The organism is Shouchella tritolerans (genome assembly GCF_025770735.1).
Classification (GTDB): Bacteria; Bacillota; Bacilli; order Bacillales; family Bacillaceae_D; genus Shouchella; species Shouchella tritolerans.
Genome location: NZ_JAODPB010000002.1, coordinates 95,493 through 120,689, shown reverse-complemented (window position 1 = coordinate 120,689; position 25,197 = coordinate 95,493). Strand labels below are relative to the sequence as shown.

The window sequence follows — 25,197 nt, the reverse complement described above, 5'->3', positions numbered from 1 at the left end:
TTTCATTGAAGCATAGCTAGCGTCTACGAAGACTCATCTCTTAACTAAGTGTCGTGGTCCTATTTCAGGAATATGTTTGGTTCATATACTGGATAAACGCTTCTTCACCTAGCTCTTTTTTACGGTTTAAAAATATTTCTGCATCTTTACCTACCACATATCTCATTTGGTTTGTTCCGTCTGTGGCTGCCTGATAAATCGTCTCTGCAACCAATTCTGAAGAGGAGGTGTTTTCGGAATCAATCGTTTCCTGTAGCAACGGTTGAACCATATCAGAGTATTCTTGGTAATCTGCCAAACTTTCAAGGGACAAGAAATCGAGAGACCTTCCGAAGAAGTCCGTTTTGACCACACCTGGCTCTATTAATTTTAACCGGATGTTTAGAGGAGCAAGTTCAAAAAATAAACTTTCCGTAAAGCCTTCAATGGCAAATTTCGTTGCGTTATACAGCGAAAATGTAGGAAATGTCACTTTTCCGCATATGGAAGAGAGATTAATGATTAATCCATTTTTATTCGCTCTAAAATGAGGAAGAATGGTTTTAATCACTCCCATCAGACCAAATACGTTCACACCAAATTGTTTTTGAATTTGCTCTTCGGAAGCTGCCTCGAAGATGCCCATCACGCCATATCCGGCATTGTTTAATAGAAGATCGATTTGACCAAAGCGTTCTATTCCCATTTGAATAGCCTGTTCAATCGTTTCTTGTTGTTCGACATCGAGCTTAGTGACTAAGACATTCTCTAACAGTGTCAATTCGGTTTCTCTTTCTGGCGAACGCATCGTAGCAACCACATTCCACCCTTTATGAGCAAAATGCTTGGCTGCGGCCTTTCCAATTCCAGACGATGAACCTGTAATCAAAATCGTTTTCATTATTTTTCCTCCTTATGGATAAGAATATTTTTTTAATCTGTTGCATTTAATAACGACAAGTGACTGAGAGATATAAGCATTCGTAGCAAGTTCTAATTGTTTTATTAATTTATAAACCCCTTTCATGGTCTACTAATCAACCACCGATAATATGAAATCCTGAGTCAACGTGTAAGACCTCCCCTGTTACACCTCTCGATAGATCACTAATGAAGAATAATGTTGCATCTCCAACTTCATCTTGGTCAACACCTCGACGCAGAGGAGCTTTTTCCTCAACTTCACGCATTTTTTCATCAACGCCAGAAATCACTTTGGCTGAAAAGGTAGGAACAATACCGGCAGACACAGCATTCACACGTATCCCATATTTTCCAACATCCTCAGCCAAATAACGCACACTAGCTTCTAAAGCCGCTTTAGCAATGCCCATAACATTATAGTTCAACTTAGGTAGTATTCGTTCTGAACCTAAGTACGTTTGGGTAACGATACTTCCTCCCTCCGTCATAAGCTCTCTCGCTGCTTTCGTGACAGCGACAAGCGAATAAGCGCTAATTTCTTGTGCCATTAAATATCCGTCACGGGAAGTGTCTGCATATTCTCCTTCAAGGTCCTCCACATTGGCGAAGGCAAGGGAGTGGACGAGTCCGTGAATCACACCGATTTCATCCTTGATTTTTGCAAAGGCTTCCTGAATGCTTTCATCGCTTGCTACATCACAGGAAACAATTAATTTGGGCGTTATGTTATGCTCGTCTAGCAATTTAACTAGTTTTTTATAGGATCGTTCTCGTCTATTCGTGAAGATTAAATTTGCTCCGGCATGATGTAAGGATTTCGTAATCCCCCAAGCAATACTTCTCTCATTCGCGATACCCATCACCACAATATTTTTCCCTTTTAATAGGCCTGACATTTTCTACCTCCTGAAGTTCGTTACTCGACAAGTAGAATTTAGAAACAAAAATTCTCGGTTTGCCATCTATGATAGGACTAGCAAAAGCAGGGCTGGAGGAACAAACAGATGATACACTTCAATCTAATATCTGAATGTGGTCAACAAGGGACGAGCCGCAATCCCATTCTTCGACAGTAACAAGCTTTTAATCCATCTACAGTAACCAACACGTCTGCATATAATTTGGGTTCATCCCCACCATGAACCTCTTCGACAAATACTTCATAAATAATTTCCCTATTGGTTGGATCCGCTTCTCCCCGAAATTGCACTTTATACAGTTCCTCAGGAACAGCCTCAAAGCGATACCCATCCTTATCCAGTGTAAACCCTAATCCGGCAAGGTAGAACGCCATCGCTTGCAAGCAGCCTTCAAATTGCAGCAAACCTGGCATCACGGGATCGTTGTGAAAATGACATAAGAAAAACCATTCATCAGGTTTAAGCGCTTTTTTCGCCTTTAAATAACCTAATCCCCAAGGTCCCCCTTGGGGATCAAAGCATTCCACTTCATCAATCATGAGCATTTCCCCCGATTGAATACGTGGTGATCTTGTGTGGGAAGATGCCTTTTCATATCCGTTTCCAAAGCATTCGGCCGTACGTCCTTTGGAAAATAAGCTTACTTGTTCCTTAGTAAAAGAGCGATGCTCACAAACCACGACAGGAGCATCCCGCCTGGCGTCTGCATTAAACCGTGCCGTTTCAACATCCCACTTTACACCACGTGCTCCAAGCAATTCAGCTTTAGTGAAGAAACCTAACTGACCTTTTCGTACTGTCAAGCATTTCTGCCCTGCTGCATAACAGTCACTGTGGAAATAGGTCAGCCACATCTCGCCATTATTGACGTGACCATCGACAGTTAGTTCAGACGTAATTGTAGAATCAGGCTCAACAAGTGATTCATGCAACATAAACTCACAACCTATTAACCGTATACGGCGTTCCCCTTTACTGTATGAATCAATACCCAACCAGGACATGAGCAATATACAAGGGTTTAGCATCGATTCAAGCATGAGACCTAATGGCATACAACCATCATGTAAAAACCATGAGTCTTCCGAAACATTCGTATCAAACCAGATCTTACCCAATCCAAGAGTGCCCGGCTCCCCTTCGATACCGAGAACCCGATCAGCGAATAACAATGGGGGTTTAGGCATACGCATTTGCAGCGTATACTTGTCCTGGAATTTGAATCGATCTCCAAATATATCTGAAATCTTTCCTGACGTTAACACTTCCAGTTCAGGCCGAGAAAATGAAGGTCCTACAGGTCGAAATGGGTATGAGTGCTTGCTTGCTTCTGTTGATTCAACCGTTTTCTTAAAGTTCATATGTGTCCTCCCAGAAAAAGCGAATTAATTTTTCAGGTTTAACATGTATGACATCACTAGCGAAATCAGGGCTAGCTGAACAAACAGATAGCTTATACGTTTCAATCGTATCGTACTGTTTGAAATAGTAATTTGATTCCTCGAAATATATGAATGATGCTAACTTATCCTCGTGAATAACATTAAACGTGTTTAGAGGAATATGAAAACCTTTGCCGACTGCTTTTATAAAACTTTCTTTCAACGTCCATATCTCATAAAAGTTTTCTATTCTTTTATGATAAGAAACTACATTGATCAAATAACAATACTCTTGATGTGTGAAGAATTTTTTTGAGAGGTTCAAACATTTTGATATTGGCTTCATATGTTGGACATCAATTCCGACTCTATTTGTGCCGGCTACACAAACGATCTGATTCTGAGAATGAGAGATATTAAAATGAAAATCAGGGTTATTTTCCAAGTATGGCTTCCCATATTTATTTTTTAAAAGCCTTATATCTCTATTTTTAATGTGGAGATCGTTCGTAATGATATATCTGATCAACAATTGACCGGCCAAGGACCTTATTTGCGCTTCTTGATTTTTTACTTTTAAAATTTTGGATCTATTATAGTTATCAAGAAAAGTCAATATTTCTTTAAAATGATCCCTTAAAACAGTCGAATATAAATCAATGCTTAAAGCAAATAATTTCATGATCGTACCCCGTTACGGCAGCAGATTTGGGCAAGCTTGAAACGTTGAAACAAGCCCGTGAAAAAAAGGCGGTAGAGTCACCAGCTATTCTGCCGCCGATAATTAACACTTTCATAGCGATAAATTTTCTTAATCGCTGAAACGACCATTTAATTCAGCTTTAGCTATAACCTTATCCCCTACCAAAGCCTCAGCCTCTGCAAAGATTGCCTGTTCGATAATTTTTACGAACTTGCATTTATATATCACTTGGTCGCCTGGCTTTACTATATCTAAAAACCTCGCCTTTTTAATTCCAGTAAACAAGAAATTTTTCTCAACGTCTCCTGTTTTACTAATTGATAATTTATAAAGCAAAATGATGGACTGACACATTCCTTCGATTAATAAAACACCTGGGAAGATCGAATTGTTCGGAAAATGTCCCGGAAAAAACCATTCATTGAAACTTACATTTTTTAAACATGTGATGTGATCGTGAGTCTCATAATTCAGTACCGAATCAACGAAAATAAACGGATACTGTTGTGGCAAGAGAGATCTGACATCATTTGAACTTAGTCTCATAACGAACCAGCCTCCCTTTTATCAGACACTTTCCAGCATCAGACAATTTGTTATCCCTGACAAGTCTTGTGATGTAACGACTATACTCTGCCTTTTCGTTTTCTTTAAATGATTCGGTGCTAAATCCACTGGAATTTTTTCTTGAGCATGATCATTCAGATCTGAAAGAGCCATGCTCTTTGGTAAAATGCCCTTGTTAAAAGCCATCAACCCTGCTGCTGCTTGGAATACCCCGGACGCTCCGTACGTTTCACCAATTGCCCCTTTTAGTGAACTAATTGGAATTTCCGGATTCACTGAGGAAAATAAGTGGTTTATCGCCTTCATTTCCACCGTATCCTGCGGATAAAATCCACTGGCCCCTGTGATGATCCCACTTGTTTCACTAAAATCAATACTTGCCTGTTTGAAGACTTGACCGGCCGCTCTTTCCATCGCATGAATGCGTGAGTCTTCATTAATAGCAAAAGTGTTGGAATATGAAGCGATTTTCCCTAGTGGCGTTCCTCCGCGTTCTAAGCAATGTGACAACTTTTCCAACATCAAAACAGAAGCACCCTCTCCCGGTATCCATCCCGTGCTGTCTGATGAAAAGGGTTTTCCGGCTCGATCAGAATGTTCTTTTGGCAGAACACTAGAATCGTGGTAAATCCATAAAACTCTTTCGTTTATCTCTTCTACGCCCCCTACTAAAACTTGTTTAGCACGTCCGCTATCAATTGCTGAAACAGCATAAGCAATTGCATCGAGTCCGGCACATTGTCCAGTAGCAATCGTCGTGTTGAATGCACGCGCATTTGTTCTGATGGCAAGTTGTGCAGCGGGAGCGTTATCCAAGGTATTTGGCGCCTGCATTGGACTTACAAATTGGGGCCCCTCAGTGACTGTTATATAATCATAATTTGACATAGCTTGGAGCCCGGATAAGTTGCTTGCCACCACAATCCCCAAGTCTAAAGATCCTGATTCCGACACTGGATGGAGGTCACCCAATCCGGCGTCTTGCCAGCATCGGACGGCAGCACTCAATAAGTACTGTGTGCTAAGCGAAAGATACTTTAACCCACGCTTGCCGATTAAATCTTCCGGGTTCCAATCGTTCACACGAATAGTTTCAATGACAGGCAGGTCTAAAAAGTCATTGCTAAGTGGACTTGTATTTTTTGCATTGGACTCTTCAATCAGATGATCCCATAGTTTGTTATAATCCGTTCCACATACGGATACAGATCCCATACCTGACACTACAACCGGATCTTTGTCATTCCACATTAGCGATCTCTCCTAATAGAATTGAGCATATATTGCCTCCAAAAGCAAAGGAATTGCTAAGGACGGTGTGAACAGAACGATCTATGCTCTTGTTTGGGATAACATTTGTAATACACTCCGGATCGGGAGTCGAATAATTGATGGTGGGAGGCAGTATTTGATGTTTTATAGATAAAACGCACGATACTGCTTCAATTGCACTGGCCGCCCCCATGGTATGCCCGAGCATTGATTTTATGGAACTGGTTGGAACTTGATCTAGTAATGATCCAAATAATGACTGCAAGCCCTTAGATTCGGTTAAATCATTAGCATGGGTACCTGTTCCATGAGCACTTATATAAGAAATCTGTTCTTTCTCGACTTTTGCATCCTTCAATGCGTTATTCATTGCAATGTGTGCGCCTAGTCCTTCAGGATGTGGGGCAGTCGGATGGTGAGCATCACAAGCAAGACCATAGCCTAGCAGTTCCGCGTAAATATGGGCGCCTCGTTTGAGAGCCGTATCTAGATTTTCTAAAACCAATACTCCGGCCCCTTCACTAACTATCATCCCTTTGCGATTTTTATCAAATGGCTGACAAATGTCCGGCGCCATTGCCCCCAATCTGTGAAAAAGTGCAAAACAGCTTCGTGATATTCCATCCGAACCGCCAACAAAGACCATATCCGCGGCGCCGCTTTGTATCCATTCACTGCCTTGCCCAATCGCATAATTTCCAGCAGCACACGCTGTAGGGATCGTCATGGAAGGGCCTTCCGCTTCCAAATGCTTTGATACACTGGCAGATAAGTATGAACCCGGGTGTGCAAAGATCGATGGAGGTACAGTATTTGGATTATTATTAATTCTACTATCATGGTCATCTTCAAGGACGGATTGGTTTCCCATCGTTGTTCCTATGCACACACCAACTCTTGCTTTATCTGTAAATGACGTTAATTTTGCATCATCTTTAGCCATTTGAGCTGCAGCAACTGCAAGCTGAGAAGTTCTGGCTATTTTGTTTGCATGGGTATTGGCTAGGAATTCAACGGGATTAAAGTCTTTAATTTCTCCTCCACGAGTAACCGTAAACTCATTTACATCAAAAGCTGTAATCTCTTCTATTCCAGATTGGCCCTGACAAAGCTTATCCCAAAAATTCCGAACCCCCGTGCCTATAGGTGATATTACACCTAATCCAGTTACTACAACTCTGTTAGCCATTATAAATCCCCCACAAATTATAATTTTGAATCTAATTTCTCGCTCACAATCCTAATAACATCATTTAATGTTTCCATTCCTTTGATATCCTTAACCGGGATAACAACTTTGAGTTTTTTCTCAATTTCATAAATAATTTCCAATGCCACCATAGAATCAACACCTAAATCTTCAATAAAATGATCATCATCCGCAAATTCATCCATTTCAATCACATCGGCGACGAGCTCTTTCAATTCATCTCTTAGTTCTTTTGTTTCCATTGTGAAATTCCTCCTAGTATAAAATTCATTTATGATAGTTATGCACTCCAACCGCCATCTACATTTATGACGGACCCTGTTATATATGAAGCCTGTTCTGATAATAGAAAACAGATTACATTTGCAACTTCTTCCGGGTCACCTAGCCTTCCTAGAGGAATAGATCTCTCTTTAGAAAGCCTAATTTTTTCATTTAAGGATTGATACATATCCGTATTAATAAAACCAGGTGCGACAGCATTCACCCTTATGTTAAATCTTGCTATTTCAAGTGCCAATGACCGAACCAATGAAATTTGGCCAGCCTTTGAAGCGGAATAGTTGGCTTGTCCAGATACTCCAATCAAACCATTTACTGAACTAACGCAAACGATTGAACCTGAACGTTGTCGAATAAACTGATAGGATGCTGCTTTTAAATAATTGAACGTCCCCGTTAGATTAGTAGAAATCACCTCATTCCAGTTGTCTTCTTCCATCATCACTAAATTGCTATCTCTAGTGATCCCAGCATTCACTACCAAACCATCCAGTTGGGTATTGTTTTTACAGACCATTTCTATTACTTCGGAAGCGGCTGAAGAATCTGTTGCATCCGCTTGAATACCGTTTACTTTCCCTGTTCCATTAGCTGCGTCATTACACAGTTCCATTGCAGCAGCTTTATTTTCTTTATAAGTGAATGTAACATTAGCTCCCTGTTCCGCCAGTTTGATAACAGTTGCTCTTCCTATACCTCTCGAACCACCCGTTACTAAAAAATTCTTTCCGGTTAAAATTTTAATCCCCCCAATCCCCTATTGTTTTGCCAAATAGTCATAAACAACATCCGGCATCGATAACCCCAAATCAGTAACTATATGTGAAGCTGATACCACCTCAAGCACTGGGAGATCTGCTAACGGGGCCAGTGCATGGGCAAATAATTGCAGCCGGGCCGGGGCCGTCCAGGCACCATGAATCGTCGGATTTTTGATCTCGGTACGCATCAGTCTGCATACCTTCTGCGTTCCATCATAGTCGGGCACAATTTTGAGCATAAATGTTGGCTTGCAAATTTCTTGACGGGCTTGCTCTTGGTCGAGAGCCTGGTGTTTATACCCCATTGTAGCTGTGGCTACACGCAGGGACCCATAGTCGAGCGTACCGACTAATGTATCCGAATCAATATACAATTTTGGCGAGCCAAGTTTTTTCGGGTATGCACTAATTTCCCGTCCTGCCGCAATCGCAGGAAGATTGTCCACGTACATCGCGTGTTGGTATTCACCCTTCTCCCCATTGAAGCTTACCGGGATCAATTGGCCTGATTCTGTATAAGCCCCCAAACCAGTAACATCTGGCATGTACATGACTTCAAATTTGACTAAAGGCTCATCAATTTCAAGCGGTTCAGGGACGACACGCCGCAAAGCGTCTATATCCGTACGGTATAGAATGTTCAAGTACTCCCGATTGCGAAAATAATAAGGTCCAACCGGATAGGCAGGAGCCCCCAATGGGGTCGATATTTGCTTGCGTACCTCATGCAGTTTCATTTTTCCCATCTCCTTTACTTTTGGAAGAGTTCGCCCCCCACTTTCTCAATTTCTATAAAAATAATTATTTCGTATTTCTCTGTAAAAATTTCGACATTTTTAATATTTTCTTTTGATATATCTTCTACTAACTCTTGCATTTGCTCCTTATTCCTATAAGTGATCCACCAATCCAGTACCGCTTCCATATAACCAATAGGAGGGATATTGGGAAGCCAATTGGCTATTAACAATCGACCACCGGGATTGAGTAAATGAACTAATTCGTTAGTCAATTTTTTAGCCACTCCGTCTGGCAAATAATCAAAAACACCAACGCTATATATAAAATCAAACTTAGGAAGAGATACTTCATTCATAATGATATCCACTACAGAGGCAGGAATCGTTTCTCCAAAGTCCTTTATGATTTCTCCAGCGACCGAAAGAGCTTCCTTGTCTTGATCAATGGCAACAAACTTGCCAATGCCTTTGTTTTTAAACGCAGCACTCTCTTGTACTTCTCTTAAATGGCCAGAAGCAATAGACAAAATAGAAGGATTTGCAACCCGCTCTGTTGTTTGATCAATCTTTTTAGAAAATATACGTTTTCTTTCGCGAACAGCATTAAAAGGATAACAACATATACGGTTAATTTCATAGTTTAGAAGCCGGGAAATATCTGTTTGTCTATCCTCGTAAGGTGGCGATATTGCTGTATCATAATCATAAATAAAGTCAATCATTACGGGATCACCCGCATAGCCACGGGGTTTTTCAAATGATCTGCGAGAAAATGGTTCTTGCAAGAAAAAGCGGCTTATTTCATGTTGACGATATTGGGTTATAAAGTGCTTCCACTCTTCTTTTGAAGCATGTTTGCGTATATTGCCTAATCCATGGTAGAGAGTGATAAAAGCTTCAGAAAAACGGCCTTGGTTAATTTTCATTTCAACATCATCAACTAACTTATTTGTCGTTGTTTGATCCATCGTTTAAATGACCCTCCGAAGAAGATTTGCTACAGTCAACAGGCGATCACTTGACCAACGACTTTCTAAATCGCCTATAAAACTGTCCGATTGCGAAAACAAATTAACCCTCTTCCTAAACTAATAAATGTAAATACCAGTCATAAATACTACACAAAATTTTGATTTTTAAATTTAATGTAAATAATGTAAATTCAACTTTTGAATTTTTACATGAAATGCTTTCAATTTGTTACAATGGTTTCCACCCCCTTTAAAAGATAATCTAAAACTCTGGTGGGACTACACAAAGACTGATTAAATTTTCACCATTAGCAAATAAAGTTAATGCCACATTATAACAATTAGAGTGGTTAAAGACGCAAATGAATATTAAATGTTTAAAATCTTCCAGGTAAAAATGGATATTAGAGTACTAAATAATAAATAAATTTTTTTGATCAATGACTATTATTCCATCTACATGTTTTAGTTATTTTTTTCAGATAATAGACCGTACGAATATTACAAATCTATCATTTGTTAATAGATTACACTACTATCATTTTAATTACAAGCGTTTTTTTGATTAAAAATTCGCTTTTTTTGTTGGTAATCCTTTATTCATCATGCTTTTTTTGGAGATTTACTCCATACTAGTATTCTATTATACTCTTATTACATTTAATTCACTAGATTACTATTAATTTTATTAATAGATTATTAAAAAGCTGCGCTCTGAGCGCAGCTTAGCTTTACATTTTTAAAGAAACGTACTTGCTTTCAAGAAATTCTTCTAATCCTTCACGGCCTCCCTCACGGCCAACCCCGCTTTGCTTGAAACCACCAAACGGCGCCTGGGCAACCGATGGGCCGCCGTCGTTTAAACCGACTACACCGTAGTCCAGCTTTTCTGTAACTCGAATCCCGCGGTTTAGATCAGTGGTAAATAAGTAGGCGGCAAGCCCGTAAATTGTATCATTTGCCCGTTTGACGACTTCTTCTTCTGTCTTAAAAGTAGATATCGGCGCAAGGGGCCCGAACGTTTCTTCTGACATGCATGCCATGTCGTCGGTTACTCCTGCTATGACAGTTGGTTCAATAAACAGCCCGTCTCTGCTGTTTCCTCCTGTTAGTACTTCTGCCCCTTTGTCTTTTGCATCTTGAATATGGGTAAGGACTTTATCAACTGCATCTTCATCAATCAGTGGGCCGATGTCTGTCTCCTCGTTCAACCCATTCCCCACTTTCAACTGCTCGACTGCTTCTTTCATTTTCGTTGTAAACGCCTGTGCAATGGACGCATGCACATATATACGATTGGCGCATACGCACGTCTGTCCGCCATTACGGAATTTGGAGGCGATTGTTTCTTGGACAGCGTTATCGATATCGGCATCTTCAAACACAAGGACCGGTGCATGTCCGCCAAGTTCCAAAGAAATTTTCTTAACGGTTTGCCCCGCTTCACTCATAAGAGTACGACCGATTTCTGTAGAGCCGGTAAACGTCAACTTGCGGACGCGCTCGTCTTCCTGCCACGCTTTTGAGATTTCGCTAGTTGAGCCAACAACAACATGGAGCACGCCTTTTGGCAACCCGGCTTTTTCAGCAAGCTCTGCTAGCTTCAATGCAGTCAATGGCGTTTGCGATGCTGGTTTGATCAGCACTGTGCAGCCTGCCGCCAACGCCGGTGCCACTTTTCGCGTAATCATGGCGGCCGGGAAATTCCACGGTGTAATCGCGGCGACGACACCCACAGGCTGTTTTACCACAAATAAACGTTTATCAGGGGATGAGGCCGGAATGGTTTCCCCGTATATGCGTTTGCCTTCTTCTGCATACCACTTTATAAATGAATTGGCATAGGTGATTTCCCCTCGCGCTTCGTTGATTGGTTTGCCTTGTTCCATTGTCATTAATCGAGCTAGTTCCTCTTTCTGTTCAGCAATAAGATCATGCCACGCCTCTAATGTTGCGCTTCGTTCATAAGCTGAACGCGCTGCCCATGCCGGCAACGCCTCGTAGGCACTATCGGCGGCGATTTTTGCCTCCTTCGCTCCTCCTTTCGGCACCGAGCCGACAACTTCGCCAGTAGCCGGATTAACAACGTCAAACACATCCAGCCCTTCGCTGACCCATTCGCCATTTATAAAAAGTTTCATCTTATCGAACTCCTTTTAGGCTTTTTTTATTCTGTTCCCTTTCCCTCTATATGTAAACTTCGAAAGGAGGCTCTGATCTGGTGAACACAGAACTGATATTTTTTCAGAAAGAATTGAATTATCGATTTAATAAAGGTATACTAAACATACGTATGTAACCGCTACCAATTTTGAATGAGGTGCACCATGCCAATCGAATTACCTTTACGCCAACTGCAAAACGCTTTGAAGCACCAGTTTGATGTGTATGAAGACGACCACCTTGGCCATCTCCCACTGCGCTTCAGCGCCCATTATCAACGGCGCGATGAACGTTATGTCCTTTCCAAGAAAGCAACTGTATGGAGCGTTGAAAACAACCAGCACTTTTTCTTTTATGAACCGAAAGAAGCAACAATGGAAGCGTTTTCTGAATTTGTGCACGAGCTTGATGCTCATATTCAAACAAACGTGAACCATTCATCTCAGCATATGTCGTCGATTTACGTCGGATTTCTATTAACGGAAAAAGCGCCTTCACCTGAGCTGCGTCAGGCGGCGCAGCGCTGCCGCCGCTTATCATTTATCAAATGGGGCATGCATGGCTGGGTAGAACGCTATGTGGGAATTTTGCTTCATGACGGAAGCCAGCTTTATGCGCACAGAAAAGGAAAGCCCTTTGTTGAACCATTTCTGCAAATCTATCAAACGTGAGGTGGTCTTATGAATTTTGTAACGCTTATGCTCATTTGCGGTGCTTTGTTAATTGTCGCCTATTTCACTTATGGAAAATACTTGGAGCGCCGTTTAAAAGTTGACGGAGATCGAAAAACGCCTGCACATACGCTTTATGATGGGAAGGAGTACATTCCGACGAAAACGCCTGTACTTCTTGGCCACCATTTCACAACAATCGCAGGCGGCGGTCCGATCACTGGGCCAATCGCGGCGATTGTGTTCGGATGGCTGCCTGCCGTTCTGTGGATTATGATAGGCAGCATTTTTGTAGGCGGCACCCATGATTATGCATCTTTGCAAGCTTCCATACGCCATAAAGCCAAATCAATCGGCGAAGTCATTAAAGAGCATATGGGGAAACGTGGGCAGTTAATGTTCTTAGCCTTTTCGATAGCGACGTTAATTTTGATCATTGGCGTCTTTATCATTCTTGTCGCAAATACATTTGTGTCGTTTCCAGGTGCGGCCACTGCTTCCCTTTTGTTTATCGCTGTTGCAATGGGCTTCGGCGTTCTCGTCAACCAAGTGCGCATCCATTTAGCGCTCGCGACGTTGCTTGGCGTCATCGCCATGGCGCTATCCATTTGGGTTGGCCTAAACTTTCCAATCACTTTTAGCGCCACTGCTTGGTCGCTCATTTTAATCGTCTACGCCTATTTGGCATCCATTCTACCTGTCTGGTTTTTGTTACAGCCACGGGATTACTTAAATTCATTCTTGCTCTATTTTCTTATTGGCGGCGCTTTTTTAGGCTTATTAATCGCTAGGCCAACTATCCAAATGCCTGCCTTTACTGGTTTTTATAATGATACGCTTGGCTTTCTGTTTCCAATTTTGTTTATTACGATTGCTTGCGGGGCGATTTCTGGCTTCCATTCACTCGTTTCCTCAGGAACGACGTCCAAACAGCTGAATAACGAAAAAAATGGCCGCTTTGTCGCTTATGGTTCAATGCTGATCGAAGCATTTGTCGCCATCATTGCGATTGGCTCCGTTGCTTATTTGACACTTGGCGAATTTAACGCGCTCATGGCCGAACTGAACGATCCGATTAGTGTGTTTTCCGTTGGCATCGGCCACTTTATGAACACGTGGGGATTGCCTGTGGCAGCCGGAGTTACGTTTACCGCTCTCGCCGCATCGGCATTCTTAATGACAACACTTGACTCAGCAACGCGGCTCATGCGTTATGCGGTTACGGAACTAGGCGAAAGCACGAATTTGCAGTTTCTTCATAACAAGCATATAGCTACAATAATCGGTTTAATAGGCGCAGCTACGCTTGCCCTTTCTGGAACATGGCAAAGCGTATGGCCGCTGTTTGGCGCAGCCAACCAAATGCTTGGGGCATTGGCGCTGCTTGCCATTACGCTATGGCTAGTGAAAACAAAATCGAAAGCATTGTTTGTGGTTATTCCAATGGTGTTTATGTTCATTGTCACCACATCAGCGCTCCTCATCATGATGTATTCGAATTTTCTTGCAGGTAATTATCTTCTTGCCGTCGCTTCCTTCATTCTATTTGTCATGTGTGTATTTCTTGGCATAGAAGGCGCCCGCAGTGTTGCAAAGCCCAAAAACAAGCAAAAGCCAACTGATTTAAACGCATAGAAAGCATGGGGCAGACGCCCCATGCTGAGGTTGTTGACAAAGTCGATAACCGCCCTTCAGACTGATAGAAAACGCTTGTCAAACGTCGAAAATATACGAGCGTTTGTTTACAGTCTGAGTGCTTTGTCGCCAAAAAGTTAAATGGTCTTCGTCTCAAGTGTTTGCCGGGCTTCTTTCGCTGCCTCTACCATCACTTTTAATGCGGCCACTGTTTCTGGTTCTTGCCGTGTTTTCAAACCGCAGTCTGGGTTGACCCAAAATTGCTTTGGATTTAAGACATTCAGCGCACGCTCAATGTTACGGGCAATTTCTTCTTTAGCCGGGACGCGGGGGCTGTGAATGTCATACACGCCGAGGCCAATGCCTTTATTATACGTGTAATCTTCGAATGATGAAATTAGTTCGCCATGGCTACGGGACATTTCGATTGAAATGACATCTGCGTCAAGCCCGTCAATTGCTTCGATAATATCTTGGAAATCAGAATAACACATATGCGTATGAATTTGCGTCTCTGGCTTTACTTGGTTGACCGTCAACTGGAAGGCCGTTACCGATTGGTCAAGATAGCTTTGCCATTTGGCGCGCTTAAGCGGCAATCCTTCCCGCAAAGCAGGTTCGTCTACTTGAATGACACCAATCCCATGTTCTTCAAGGGCAAGGACTTCTTTGCGCAAAGCGAGAGCAATTTGATTAACCGCCTCGCCTTCCGTAATATCAGCCCTTGGAAACGACCAATTGTAAATCGTTACTGGGCCAGTTAGCATCCCCTTAACAGGTTTGTCTGTTTTGGACTGGGCATACACCGTTTCTTTCACGGTCATTGGTTCTTTAAAGTAAACATCTCCATAAATAATAGGCGGTTTGACGCAACGTGACCCATAAGACTGAACCCAGCCATATGTAGTAAACTGGAAGCCACCAAGCTTTTCGCCAAAAAATTCAACCATGTCTGTCCGTTCAAATTCGCCATGGACAAGGACGTCGAGCCCGAGCTGTTCTTGGATAGCGATCCAGCGGTCTATCTCGGCGTTAATGAACGTTTCATAGCCAGTACTGTCCAATTTTCCTTTGCGCCAGTCTAACCGTTTTTTACGGATCTCTTTTGTTTGTGGAAAACTGCCAATCGTCGTCGTCGGTAACAGCGGCAGTTTCAGTTTGGCCGCTTGCAACTTGGCCCGTGCAGGAGCATCTAAGCCACGAGATGGGTCTTCGCTGCTGATTTGCGCTACTTCTTGTTGGACCGATTGATTGTTTCGGGCCTCTGAAGCATTTAATCGCGCTAACGCGTGTTTGCTCGCTTCTAATAACGAAGGTGGCTCTTGACCGTTGACCACTTTCGCCAATGAAACGATTTCGCTTATTTTTTCATCCGCAAATGCAATCGCTTCTTTTAATTCATCTGCAATATTCTCTTCTGATTGGACCGTTACTGGCACATGCAATAGGCTAGATGACGGCTGGAGAATGAGCCTTTCCCGTTCGACAACCTCCAACACTTCCTCTAGTTCGCCATATACAGCTGTAAGGTCCGTCCGCCAAATGTTACGCCCATCAATAACGCCAAGTGCTAACAGCTTATCGTTTGGAAACCCTTTTAAACGAAGATTTTGCAATGTTTCTTCTTTTCCAGCTACAAAGTCAAATCCCAGCCCAGCAACCGGAAGCTGTATAAAGCGGTTATAGTCATCAACGCTCTCAAAATAGGTTTGCAGCAAAAGCTTGGCGTTTGGCGCTCGTTGCGCTAATGACTGATACGTTTCCTCAACAACAGCCCACTCTGCTTCGGTCACATCGCCAGCCAAAATCGGTTCATCTACTTGAATCAATGGCGCGCCTGCCTGTGCCAATTCGGCAAGTACTTGTCCGTACAAAGGCACAAGTGTCTGCACATGCTCCGAGAAGGATTTATTTCCATATTGTTTTGCTAGTTTCACAAAACTGACTGGGCCAAGGAGTACCGGCTTGCCGTTAATGCCAAGCTCATTTTTCGCCTCTTCGTACAAACGCAGCCAGCGGTTATCGACAAGAGCTGGTTCTCTGCTAGCCGTTAACTCTGGGACAATATAGTGGTAGTTGGTGTTGAACCACTTTGTCATCTCGGCTGCGACAGCATCATCGGTTCCCCGGGCAATTGCAAAATACGTTTCCTCTTCCACTTTTCCGCCATCATACGCAAACCTTTCCGGCACAATTCCGAAAGCAACAGCCGTGTCTAGCACATGGTCATAATCACTAAAATCGCCTACTGGAATAAGATCAAGGCCGAGCTGTTGCTGTTTTTGCAAATAAGATAGCCTTAACGATTTCTGTTCCTGCAAAAAAGCAGCTTTTGAGCGCTTTCCTGCCCAGAATGCCTCAAGATTTTTTTTCCATTCTCGCTGGCCGCCAATCCGCGGATACCCTAATGATGAACTTCTCACTTTGCTCAAGTTTCTCCACCCCTTCATGTTTTTATCATGCCCATACAAAAAATCCCCTTTACGCAGTTAAAAGGGGATTGGAAAGTTAGCCAATTGTTAACTCGTGCCTAGACACAAACGTTCTATTGGCTTTGTTATCCACTCCTCTCTATATCCACGTAGAGTCAAGCAGTACAAGCAGGCAGGCAATCTGACTTCACGAATGTTGTGTAATCGTGTCACAGTGGCGGGACCGTCCTGGATTTTCACCAGCTTCCCCTTTTAAGCAGCCGAAGCCGCACCTGTTTGCATCTATAAAATTGAAAAACACCCGTTCCGGGACTGGAAAGGGTGTTGTTCTCACGAAATGAATCCCCTTATCTGCCAAAGTTCCCTTTGCTGGATTTAGCACCTTTTCATCGCAATGAATGGTTGCTGAAGCTTCATTGGGCCAGTCCCTCCGCTTCTCGTTATAAGAGTGTTTTTATGAAAATGTGTTGTTCATACTGTAGCAGAAGTTTTCATAGTTGTCAAAACAAAAATCGCACAGTCTAAAGTGTGGGCGCTATTTCGATAACTTACTCATCTTCCTTATGTGCCAGCATTTTCCGTCTCTTGCGTTTTTGCCAAAACAGGCAAACACCTTTTTTTCTTTGCGGAATCTGTTAAAATAGGAGAGTTGATTCATAAGGAGGAACATCGATGCCTAAACGAAACGATCTGTGCCCATGCGGGAGCGGAAAAAAATATAAAAAATGCTGTATGAATCGCTCAACTAACCAGGCAATGGTCGTGCAAGACGAACTAAACCAGCTTGAAACAGAATTGCTTTACATGGCATTTACCCGCTATCAAAAACAGTTAACAAATTGGGTGCAAAGCTACCATTCCGTTTATCCTGAAGCAGATAAAACGGTGACTGAAACACTTTCAAGCATGTTGCTTGTTTGGTTGATTTTTACAAAGCCCATTCAAGAGGACGGGACAACGATTTTTGATGTTTTTTATGAAGGGAAAAAGAGAAAGCTTAAACGCCCGAAAACGGCTTTCCTGTTGGAAACTTGGAAACAAACACGCCCAGCTGTTCTTGAAATTAAACAGCAAACGGATGAGCGCGTGTACAAAAGCGTCGATTTGTTAACGGGACAGCAGATCGACCATATATTGCCAACTGAGCATGAGAAGACCGCACGACCAGGCTCCACTGTCATCGGCTTTCCGGCAAAATCTGATCCGCATATGTCCTTTATTGGCCCTGTTATTAGCCATTTGCCTGAAAAAACAGCTACTATCAAACAAAAAGTCGCTTCGTTTGTAAACGAAACAGAAGACGCCTTTTTGCAGAAGTGGCCACAGCTGTTGTCAGCCCTTTTAAATAGCGAACAGGCTCCGACCGTTGCTCCTGATCAGTTCCGCTGGCATACAGACAAACAAAAGGAAACAGCCGAAGCATTGCTCAATGGCCTCCGCCTTGATCGATGCCCGCCGGAAATTGAAATGCTTGCCTTAGAGAAATGGAACCAGTTTTGCCAGGAACACAATCCGGCAATCCGCAAGCCAGCAGCGTACGCTGCTGCGATGGAATACGCCCTTCAAACGATTGCGCCTATTTCCGCTACACAAAAAGCACTTGCTAAAAAGTACGGCGTTAGCCCATCAACGATTTCTGCCCGCTCAGCAGAAATTGTGACTGTGCTAAAAGAAACAGCAACGGCCTAATGGCTGAACAGCCAAACTCTCCGCTTTGGCTGTTCGATTCTCGTTTAGGCGCCTTACGCTTTTGCTATCGTCTAGCTTCAGGCGCCATCAGCTCGAGTCGCTTCGGACCAGCCGCTGAAGTAAAATGCTACTTCATCTTCTGGTCCTCCAGCGCTTGTCGCTGATTACCGGGCGCCTTGCGCTTTTGCTATCGTCTAGCTTCAGGCGCCATCAGCTCGAGTCGCTTCGGACCAGCCGCTGAAGTAAAATGCTACTTCATCTTCTGGTCCTCCAGCGCTTGTCGCTGATTACCGGGCGCCTTACGCTTTTGCTATCGTCTAGCTTCAGGCGCCATCAGCTCGAGTCGCTTCGAACCAGCCGCTGAAGTAAAATGCTACTTCATCTTCTGGTCCTCCAGCGCTTGTCGCTGATTACCGGGCGCCTTACGCTTTTGCTATAAGGAGGGGTTTGATGCATAAGGGTTCTTCGCTGCTCACTGTATGCGTGACCGTGTTTTTTATTATTGTCATCTCAGCAGCGGCGCTCGCTTTCGTTTTTGGTTTATATTATTTAGGGATGGCCGTTTTGTTCCAACTGCTTGGCATCCACTATGACTCTGTTCAGGCATTAGCTTTGTTTGTCTTGCTTTTTTTGCTGATCGGCATTTTTATTGAATTGTTTGCTAAAGTGTTCAATACGTTGCTTCTCCCTGCTGTCGCAAGCAGACCGCTTCAAAAAATACTAGAGTTTTGCATAAGATATACATTCACACTTCCTGTTGTTTTTTTGCTAAACCACTATATGTCTACCATCCACATTAAGCTGATGTCGCAAGCAGCCCTTGCTGCATTTGTCGTTGCACTTGAAATGCTAATTGCCAATGATGATTACAGCCAAAAAGGCTGATAAAACATCTGCTTACCGATAGGTGCTTGCCATTAGGCAGGTGATCTGTCTTGTTAAATAGATCGAATTTTCTGTCATAAGCTCGTGCCTCCTTTTTGTTTAGCGTAACTTTTACAATCTATTACATTATAAAACACTATTAAACGTTTTTTTCTGCTATGATTTGAGTAAGCCCATTTGGTGCTGATCATCTTTAAGGAGGAATAATATGCCGATACGAAAATCGATGCAACCCTTGATTCTGCTTGTTTTTGCTCTATTCTTCTGTTTTACCGTCCCACAATCCGTTTCTGGAGAAACAGGTGAAAAAACGCTTCATATCATTCACACCAATGATATCCATGCTAGCTTTGACGAGTATGGGAAAGTGGCAGCTTACATACAGAAAAAGCGGCAAACATCCGACCATTTTCTATATGTCGATGCCGGTGATTTTGCGAGCGGCAACCCTGTCGTCGATTTAAACAACGGAAAGCCAATGATTGATGTATTTAACCTTGCTGGCTTAGATGCGTTTACCATTGGCAACCATGAATTCGACTACGGGCAAGACCATTTAAAAACGAACATGGGACATGCAGACTTTCCTTGGCTTGCCGCCAACCTTGATACAGGGGCGACGGATGTCGAAAATACGAAACCTTATGTGTTATTAGATGCGGATGGCATCTCCGTTGCATTATTTGGCTTAACGCAAGCGCCACCAGCAACAGCACCAGCAAATGTAGTTGGTATGGATTTCGATAATGATTATATTGGAACAGCGCTTGCTTATAAAGACGAACTAGAAAGTCAAGCTGATGTCGTTATTGCTCTTACTCACATCGGCTACGACCAAGACCGCCGCCTTGCAAATGAGGTCGAGTATTTTGATGCCATTATAGGCGGCCATTCTCATACGACATTAAACGCCCCTGCCGTCGTAAACGGCACGCCAATTGTCCAAACTGGCTCCAATTTGCAACATATTGGTGAACTTGAGTTTACCTACAATGAAACGACTGATGAGGTGACAGAAGTTTCAGGCCAGCTTACAGCTGTATCCTCCTTAACAGAAACGGATAAAGACGTCCAAGCTGTTATTGACAAGTACAACGAAGAGATGGATGAGCTTCTCGGCAAAGTGATCGGCTATTCAAACACCGGGCTATCCCGTGACGGGCGCTATGATCGCGATGCTCCTCTCGGCAATTTTTGGACAGATGCAATGCGCGCCTTTGCCGATGCAGATATCGCCTTAACGAACAATGGCGGTATCCGCGACAGCATTGCCCCAGGCGAAGTGACATTAAACGATATCTATAAAATTGAGCCTTTTGCCAACGAGATTATGGTAATTGAAATGACAGGCGAAGCGATCGAAAACGTCATCGCCTATTCATACGCCCGTGATGATCGCAACCAAATCGATTTGCAAACATCAGGTCTCCACTACGAAATAATAACAGGAATGACAGGCAACTTTATTGACGTGAACGTATCAATCGATGGCCAGCCACTTGAGGCAGACTCCACTTATAAAGTCGCAGTTGCTGACTATATTGGCACTGGCGGATCAGGCTACCATTTTGAAGGCGAAATCTTACAAGAAACAGTAGGCCTAATGACGACGGCAATGGAACAATATGCTTTGGAACGTACGGCTGCAGGCCACCCGCTTGACTATGAAAGCGAGGGGCGGATTGCTTTAAAAGTCGACCCAACTGCGCCAAATCCAGGGGAGATCATCGGCTCGACGAACACAGGCCTTTATTCTGAAAACAAAAACAAACAAGATGTTGGCCTTGGCAACTTATACGCCGATTCAATTCGAGCTAAAACAGGCAGCGACTTTGCGCTTTTAAACGGTTCTTCCATCACTGGAGAAATTCCTCCAGGCTCAATTACGGACAAACAAATTGAAGCGCTTGACCGTTATGGCAACACCCTTGTTGTTGTCGAAACGACAGGTTCCCGCTTAAAAGAAGTTTTGCTCGAACAATCACGTTACCATCGAGGCGTTGATTTGCAAGGTTCTGGCTTCACTTACACGCTCATTCCAGACGAGAACAGCGGCTTTAGCGATGTGACTATACTACTTGAAAACGGTGAACCACTTGACCTTGATGGAACGTATACCGTCACTTATAACGACTATATGCATGCTTCAACCTATTACAACCTCGGCACGGCCATTGATGACAGCTACGGCCCTGTTTGGCAAGCTGTAGTTGATTATGTATCAACACAAACAGAGCCAATCGATTATACAGAAGGAAGCCGCATTGCCATTGAAGGCAAAGAGCCGGAAGAGCCGACTGGAACACTGACTGTGGCAGAAGCAATCGCCAACAATTCAGGCACAAAGGCAGTCAAGGGCTACATTGTCGGGTCGATCAATAACAATCGCCCTATTATCGGTGAAGGAAGCCACGCCCCTTCTAACTTGTTATTGGCAGACTCACCAGATGAGACAGACCGGACGAAGATGTTGCCTGTTCAGCTTGTGAACGGCACCCCTGTCCGAAATGGGCTAAACTTAGTCAACAATCCTGATAACATTGGCAAGCAAGTACGGATAACGGGTTCGCTAGAAACTTATTTTGGAACGCCAGGCATGAGAAATCCATCCACATACGGTTTTATCGAAGAACCAGTTGAACCAGAACCTGAGCTGCCAGCATGCGATTATAAAGCGTGGGACAAAACCGCCATTTATACAGCTGGCGACCGCGTCGAGCATGAAGGCGATTTTTACGAAGCCAAATGGTGGACACAAGGGGAAAATCCTGCTGATTCAGGAAGGTGGGACGTCTGGAAAAAGGCAACTGATTGCTATGAGGAGCCTGATGGACCGCAAGAATGGCAAGCAGATGAGATCTACACTGCCGGCGATCGTGTCTACTATGAAGGCCAGCTATACGAAGCGAAATGGTGGACGCAAGGCGAGAACCCAAGCAAATCGGGGCAGTGGGATGTTTGGAAAAAAGTGACTGATTCCGAAGAAGTACCCGAAGGACCACAGGAGTGGAATGCTACCACTATTTATGTCGCTGGCGACCGGGTGCTCTATGAGGGCCAGCTATACGAAGCGAAATGGTGGACGCAAGGTGAGAATCCGAGTGAATCGGGACAGTGGGATGTTTGGAAAAAAGTAAGCAACTAGCACAAAAAAGTCGGGAGCACTCCCGACTTTTTTGTTTATAGCGATTCCTGTTATGTGAGCGTTACAAGTTGTCAATGCATCGGTAGATCGATGTCTACACCGTTTCTAGGCTGCTTTCGTTGCTTGTTCTCTCGCTAGCGAGGCTTCTTGCTTTTGTTCACGGAGACCGATATAGACAAAGAACAAGGCAATTAGGGCATAGCCAATCGTGTAATCGAAAGCCGCATTGATAGCCAGGGAAGGTGCATGTGTAAAGCCAAAGAAAGCTAGGACAGCGCCGATCCCGGCAAAAAGCGCCGCTTTATGGAACGTTCGATCAATGAGGCACACAGTAATAGCGCCAATGATTATAGCTGTAAACATTGCTCCTTGTCCTAGAGGCACAATCCCTTCAGAAATGCCTGCCACCACTTCCCCTGCGCTATTGTTAAAACGCGTCATCATGTAGTTGGCGATATAAGGAAGCATAGCTAACGCAACCGCAGGATAGTACTTTTTCTCGTTATTGGCAAACGTACTCGATATCATCGACATGCCGACAAAGACAAGAATCGGCGCAATTGCCGCCATCGGAATTAGTGCCGAAAAGGCAGCGATAAGGCCAGTTGCTGCTGCAAATAAGAACATCACTGCATTTAAGATGCTGTAGCCCCTACCAGCTTCCATTTCCTTAGCGCCTACTGTTGCAATATACACAGTTGTCGGGAACATGCCTCCAAAGCAAGCGCCGAGCATCGCGCCAATGCCATCTACTGCCTGGCATTCACGAACATCATATGAGTCGCCTGCTGCCGCCATTGCGTCAACATTGTTCATCGTTTCAATCGCATTGTAAATCGTAATAGGAATGAGTATGCCGAGCAAGCCGATCATAGCGCCAAACAACGCTGACATGCCTTCAAACGCTGCCAACGTTGGCAAAAACGGATAGAAACCAACATTTCCCAAAGCATTTGTAACGTCTGAACTAGATTGGTAGCCTAGTGCAAACGCCAGTATGACGCCAATCATAATCGCAAAAAGGGATGTAGGAATGCGAAACGGCATCCCGACTTTTGCCACAAAGCCAAGCAAAATGATCGACAAGGCCACAAGGCCAATGACAGGCACATCAAAAACAGAAAACAACATTTCCCCGGCAACAAACGTAAACGCCACCCCGGCTAATGCGCCTAATAACGCCGGACGCGGCGTATGCTTTCTGACCCAATTGCCAAAAAAGGCAACGAGCGCTTCAACAAGGCCCGATAAGAAAGCAGCAGCCACAGCTATTTTCCAGGCCAGTTCGTGGTCGTTTGTCATCGCCAAAGCCGGAGCGGTAACACCGAACAGAAACACAAACATGACAGGCGTGGATACGCCATAGGATAACGCCGTTACATCTGTACGTTTTTCTTTCTTCGCTAGCCGTTTGGCCATGTGTGCATAATAGAGGTTTCCGGCAATAACAGCGACAGCCACGCCAGGAATAATGCGGCCAAAGACAAGAGACTCTGGAAATCCCATTCCCAGTAGGGTGACGGTTATAACAACAAAGTTTGCGAGATTGTTTTGAAAAAGAGCAAAAAATGCATCAATGTCTTGTTTTTTAAATAAAGGATAATGGCCATTCATAAATTGTTTATTCCGCCCTTTTTAAGATTTGTTGTAAGCAAACTGTGCAGATTCTTCTACAAACTGAACCTTGTTGCCTTCTAGTGAAGAAATGCGCGCCAGCGATTCAATCCGATAGCCTTTTCCTTCAAGCAACGCCCTTCCATCTTGGAAAGACTTTTCGATCACTATGCCAATCCCGGCTACCGTTGCACCTGCTTCCTCGACGATTTGAGCGAGTCCTGTAGCAGCTTGTCCATTTGCAAGGAAATCATCAATGATTACCACACGGTCACCGGCGCAAAGCCAATCCTTTGAAACGGTCACCTCCGAATATTCCTTTTTTGTAAAAGAGTATACTCGACTCGAATAGACGTTTTCTTTGTCCATCGTCACTGATTTCTTCTTTCTAGCAAAAATCAATGGCACTTGAAGAGAATGGGCGCACATAAAGCTTGGAGCGATACCAGACGACTCGATTGTCACGACTTTCGTTACATGTTCATCAGCAAATAGGCGGGCAAATTCCTCGCCAATTGCGCTCATCAAGTTGGTATCGACTTGGTGGTTTAAAAATTGGTCAACTTTAAGCACGCCACTCGACAGCACACTTCCCCGCTTACGGATCGCTTCTTTTAGTAATTCCATTGCTTTCTCCTTTCAAAATAAAAAGCCGAAAGATCACTATAAAAATAGAGTGATCTTTCGGCTTTGAAAATAGCAACTGAAAAAGACCACTCGTAGTCAGGCCGTTATCGGCAGCCTGGTAGAGACTCGCGGACCATATTACCGCTATTATACGAGCTGATGCTTTGTTCGTTTATTTAGTTTCCCTAGCCTATTATAAAGAATCTGATAGAAAATAAAAAGAGGTTTGTAGCAAATTGGCCAGAATTACTTTTCCCATTTTATTGCAGTCGGCTTCAAGCAGCTTCTACATTCAAAATCGACTGTCAACGTATGGATTGTTGTTTCCGAATGACAATGAGGACACGTAACCGTTTGCACGCGCAGCAACGATAAGCCTACACAAATAATCGAAACTGCCAAAATGAGAAAGGCCTGCACCATGCTTTTCGCTTCTAAAGAAGCAATTGCTATTCCAGCAACAACACCAGCAATGCCTATAAAGCCGAGGGCAACTTTCCCTATTTTTAATGGCAATGGACTTTTTTTGCGTACTAACACAACCGTTTCTTTATCCATTAAACAGCCTTCTTTCTATTCATTCGTTTTTTTATATGTTCACTGTACCATATTGCCACAGTTAGCC

21 protein-coding genes and 3 riboswitches are annotated in these 25,197 nt (G+C 43.6%); of the genes, 5 read left to right on the top strand and 16 right to left on the bottom strand.

The genetic code is table 11. From position 1 onward, the window contains the following. Positions 1-64: 64 nt before the first annotated feature. From N6H06_RS06875 to N6H06_RS06820, 12 genes are all read right to left on the bottom strand, one after another. Positions 65-880, bottom strand: a complete 816-nt coding sequence (locus N6H06_RS06875) for an SDR family oxidoreductase (RefSeq protein ID WP_263705943.1) — start codon at positions 878-880, stop codon at positions 65-67. 136 nt (positions 881-1,016) lie between these two features. Next, positions 1,017-1,799 (bottom strand): enoyl-ACP reductase FabI, encoded by a 783-nt coding sequence (gene fabI / locus N6H06_RS06870; protein WP_263705942.1) that lies wholly within the window; start codon positions 1,797-1,799, stop codon positions 1,017-1,019. Between the two features lie 140 nt (positions 1,800-1,939). Next, complete coding sequence (locus N6H06_RS06865; RefSeq protein WP_263705941.1) at positions 1,940-3,184, bottom strand: hotdog family protein; 1,245 nt, start codon at positions 3,182-3,184, stop codon at positions 1,940-1,942. Then, positions 3,174-3,887 carry a 4'-phosphopantetheinyl transferase family protein gene (locus tag N6H06_RS06860; RefSeq protein WP_263705940.1) on the bottom strand — a complete coding sequence of 238 codons (714 nt, stop codon included), beginning with the start codon at positions 3,885-3,887 and terminating at the stop codon, positions 3,174-3,176. Before N6H06_RS06860 ends, N6H06_RS06865 begins: the two co-directional genes overlap by 11 nt. A 129-nt stretch (positions 3,888-4,016) precedes the next feature. Next, complete coding sequence (gene fabZ, locus N6H06_RS06855) at positions 4,017-4,454, bottom strand: 3-hydroxyacyl-ACP dehydratase FabZ (protein ID WP_263705939.1); 438 nt, start codon at positions 4,452-4,454, stop codon at positions 4,017-4,019. A gap of 21 nt (positions 4,455-4,475) precedes the next feature. Continuing rightward, positions 4,476-5,726, bottom strand: a complete 1,251-nt coding sequence (locus tag N6H06_RS06850) for a beta-ketoacyl synthase N-terminal-like domain-containing protein (RefSeq protein ID WP_263705938.1) — start codon at positions 5,724-5,726, stop codon at positions 4,476-4,478. Then, entirely contained in the window at positions 5,716-6,936 is a 1,221-nt protein-coding gene (locus N6H06_RS06845) for a beta-ketoacyl-[acyl-carrier-protein] synthase family protein (RefSeq protein ID WP_263705937.1), read from the bottom strand. Before N6H06_RS06845 ends, N6H06_RS06850 begins: the two co-directional genes overlap by 11 nt. A gap of 17 nt (positions 6,937-6,953) precedes the next feature. Further along, positions 6,954-7,199, bottom strand: coding sequence for an acyl carrier protein (locus N6H06_RS06840; protein WP_263705936.1), 246 nt, complete (start codon positions 7,197-7,199; stop codon positions 6,954-6,956). Between the two features lie 38 nt (positions 7,200-7,237). Continuing rightward, entirely contained in the window at positions 7,238-7,978 is a 741-nt protein-coding gene (gene fabG / locus N6H06_RS06835; protein ID WP_263706338.1) for a 3-oxoacyl-ACP reductase FabG, read from the bottom strand. Between the two features lie 18 nt (positions 7,979-7,996). Next, on the bottom strand, positions 7,997-8,737 hold the full coding sequence (locus tag N6H06_RS06830; protein WP_263705935.1) for an acetoacetate decarboxylase: 741 nt from the start codon (positions 8,735-8,737) through the stop codon (positions 7,997-7,999). A gap of 14 nt (positions 8,738-8,751) precedes the next feature. Continuing rightward, positions 8,752-9,708 (bottom strand): class I SAM-dependent methyltransferase, encoded by a 957-nt coding sequence (locus N6H06_RS06825; protein ID WP_263705934.1) that lies wholly within the window; start codon positions 9,706-9,708, stop codon positions 8,752-8,754. 734 nt (positions 9,709-10,442) lie between these two features. Next, positions 10,443-11,852: an NAD-dependent succinate-semialdehyde dehydrogenase gene (locus N6H06_RS06820; RefSeq protein ID WP_263705933.1), complete on the bottom strand. Its 1,410-nt coding sequence runs from the start codon at positions 11,850-11,852 to the stop codon at positions 10,443-10,445. A 186-nt stretch (positions 11,853-12,038) separates the two neighbouring features. Between N6H06_RS06820 and N6H06_RS06815 the strand changes: the two genes are divergently transcribed. Next, positions 12,039-12,545: a hypothetical protein gene (locus tag N6H06_RS06815; RefSeq protein ID WP_062747722.1), complete on the top strand. Its 507-nt coding sequence runs from the start codon at positions 12,039-12,041 to the stop codon at positions 12,543-12,545. Between the two features lie 9 nt (positions 12,546-12,554). After that, positions 12,555-14,180: a carbon starvation CstA family protein gene (locus N6H06_RS06810; RefSeq protein WP_263705932.1), complete on the top strand. Its 1,626-nt coding sequence runs from the start codon at positions 12,555-12,557 to the stop codon at positions 14,178-14,180. A gap of 137 nt (positions 14,181-14,317) precedes the next feature. On the opposite strand, the gene metE is transcribed toward N6H06_RS06810, so the two are convergent. Continuing rightward, the gene (gene metE / locus N6H06_RS06805) at positions 14,318-16,612 is read right to left on the bottom strand and encodes a 5-methyltetrahydropteroyltriglutamate--homocysteine S-methyltransferase (RefSeq protein WP_263705931.1); all 2,295 of its coding nucleotides are present in this window, start codon (positions 16,610-16,612) and stop codon (positions 14,318-14,320) included. A 154-nt stretch (positions 16,613-16,766) separates the two neighbouring features. Beyond that, a riboswitch (cobalamin riboswitch) is annotated at positions 16,767-16,903 on the bottom strand. 53 nt (positions 16,904-16,956) lie between these two features. Continuing rightward, positions 16,957-17,061: riboswitch (SAM riboswitch) on the bottom strand. 223 nt (positions 17,062-17,284) lie between these two features. Here metE and N6H06_RS06800 point away from each other — a divergent pair. The 3 genes from N6H06_RS06800 to N6H06_RS06790 all read left to right on the top strand — a co-directional run bounded on the left by N6H06_RS06800 (position 17,285) and on the right by N6H06_RS06790 (position 22,331). Then, positions 17,285-18,301, top strand: a complete 1,017-nt coding sequence (locus tag N6H06_RS06800) for an SEC-C domain-containing protein (protein WP_062747728.1) — start codon at positions 17,285-17,287, stop codon at positions 18,299-18,301. 450 nt (positions 18,302-18,751) lie between these two features. After that, on the top strand, positions 18,752-19,186 hold the full coding sequence (locus tag N6H06_RS06795) for a regulatory YrvL family protein (protein ID WP_263705930.1): 435 nt from the start codon (positions 18,752-18,754) through the stop codon (positions 19,184-19,186). Positions 19,187-19,394: 208 nt separating this feature from the next. Continuing rightward, positions 19,395-22,331 (top strand): 5'-nucleotidase C-terminal domain-containing protein, encoded by a 2,937-nt coding sequence (locus tag N6H06_RS06790; protein ID WP_263705929.1) that lies wholly within the window; start codon positions 19,395-19,397, stop codon positions 22,329-22,331. A 105-nt stretch (positions 22,332-22,436) separates the two neighbouring features. On the opposite strand, the gene N6H06_RS06785 is transcribed toward N6H06_RS06790, so the two are convergent. From N6H06_RS06785 to N6H06_RS06775, 3 genes are all read right to left on the bottom strand, one after another. Then, complete coding sequence (locus N6H06_RS06785; protein ID WP_062747731.1) at positions 22,437-23,945, bottom strand: hypothetical protein; 1,509 nt, start codon at positions 23,943-23,945, stop codon at positions 22,437-22,439. Between the two features lie 21 nt (positions 23,946-23,966). Continuing rightward, entirely contained in the window at positions 23,967-24,572 is a 606-nt protein-coding gene (locus N6H06_RS06780; RefSeq protein ID WP_062747733.1) for a xanthine phosphoribosyltransferase, read from the bottom strand. A gap of 73 nt (positions 24,573-24,645) precedes the next feature. After that, a riboswitch (purine riboswitch) is annotated at positions 24,646-24,747 on the bottom strand. A 71-nt stretch (positions 24,748-24,818) separates the two neighbouring features. Continuing rightward, positions 24,819-25,130 carry a hypothetical protein gene (locus tag N6H06_RS06775; RefSeq protein ID WP_062747735.1) on the bottom strand — a complete coding sequence of 104 codons (312 nt, stop codon included), beginning with the start codon at positions 25,128-25,130 and terminating at the stop codon, positions 24,819-24,821. Positions 25,131-25,197: the final 67 nt, after the last annotated feature.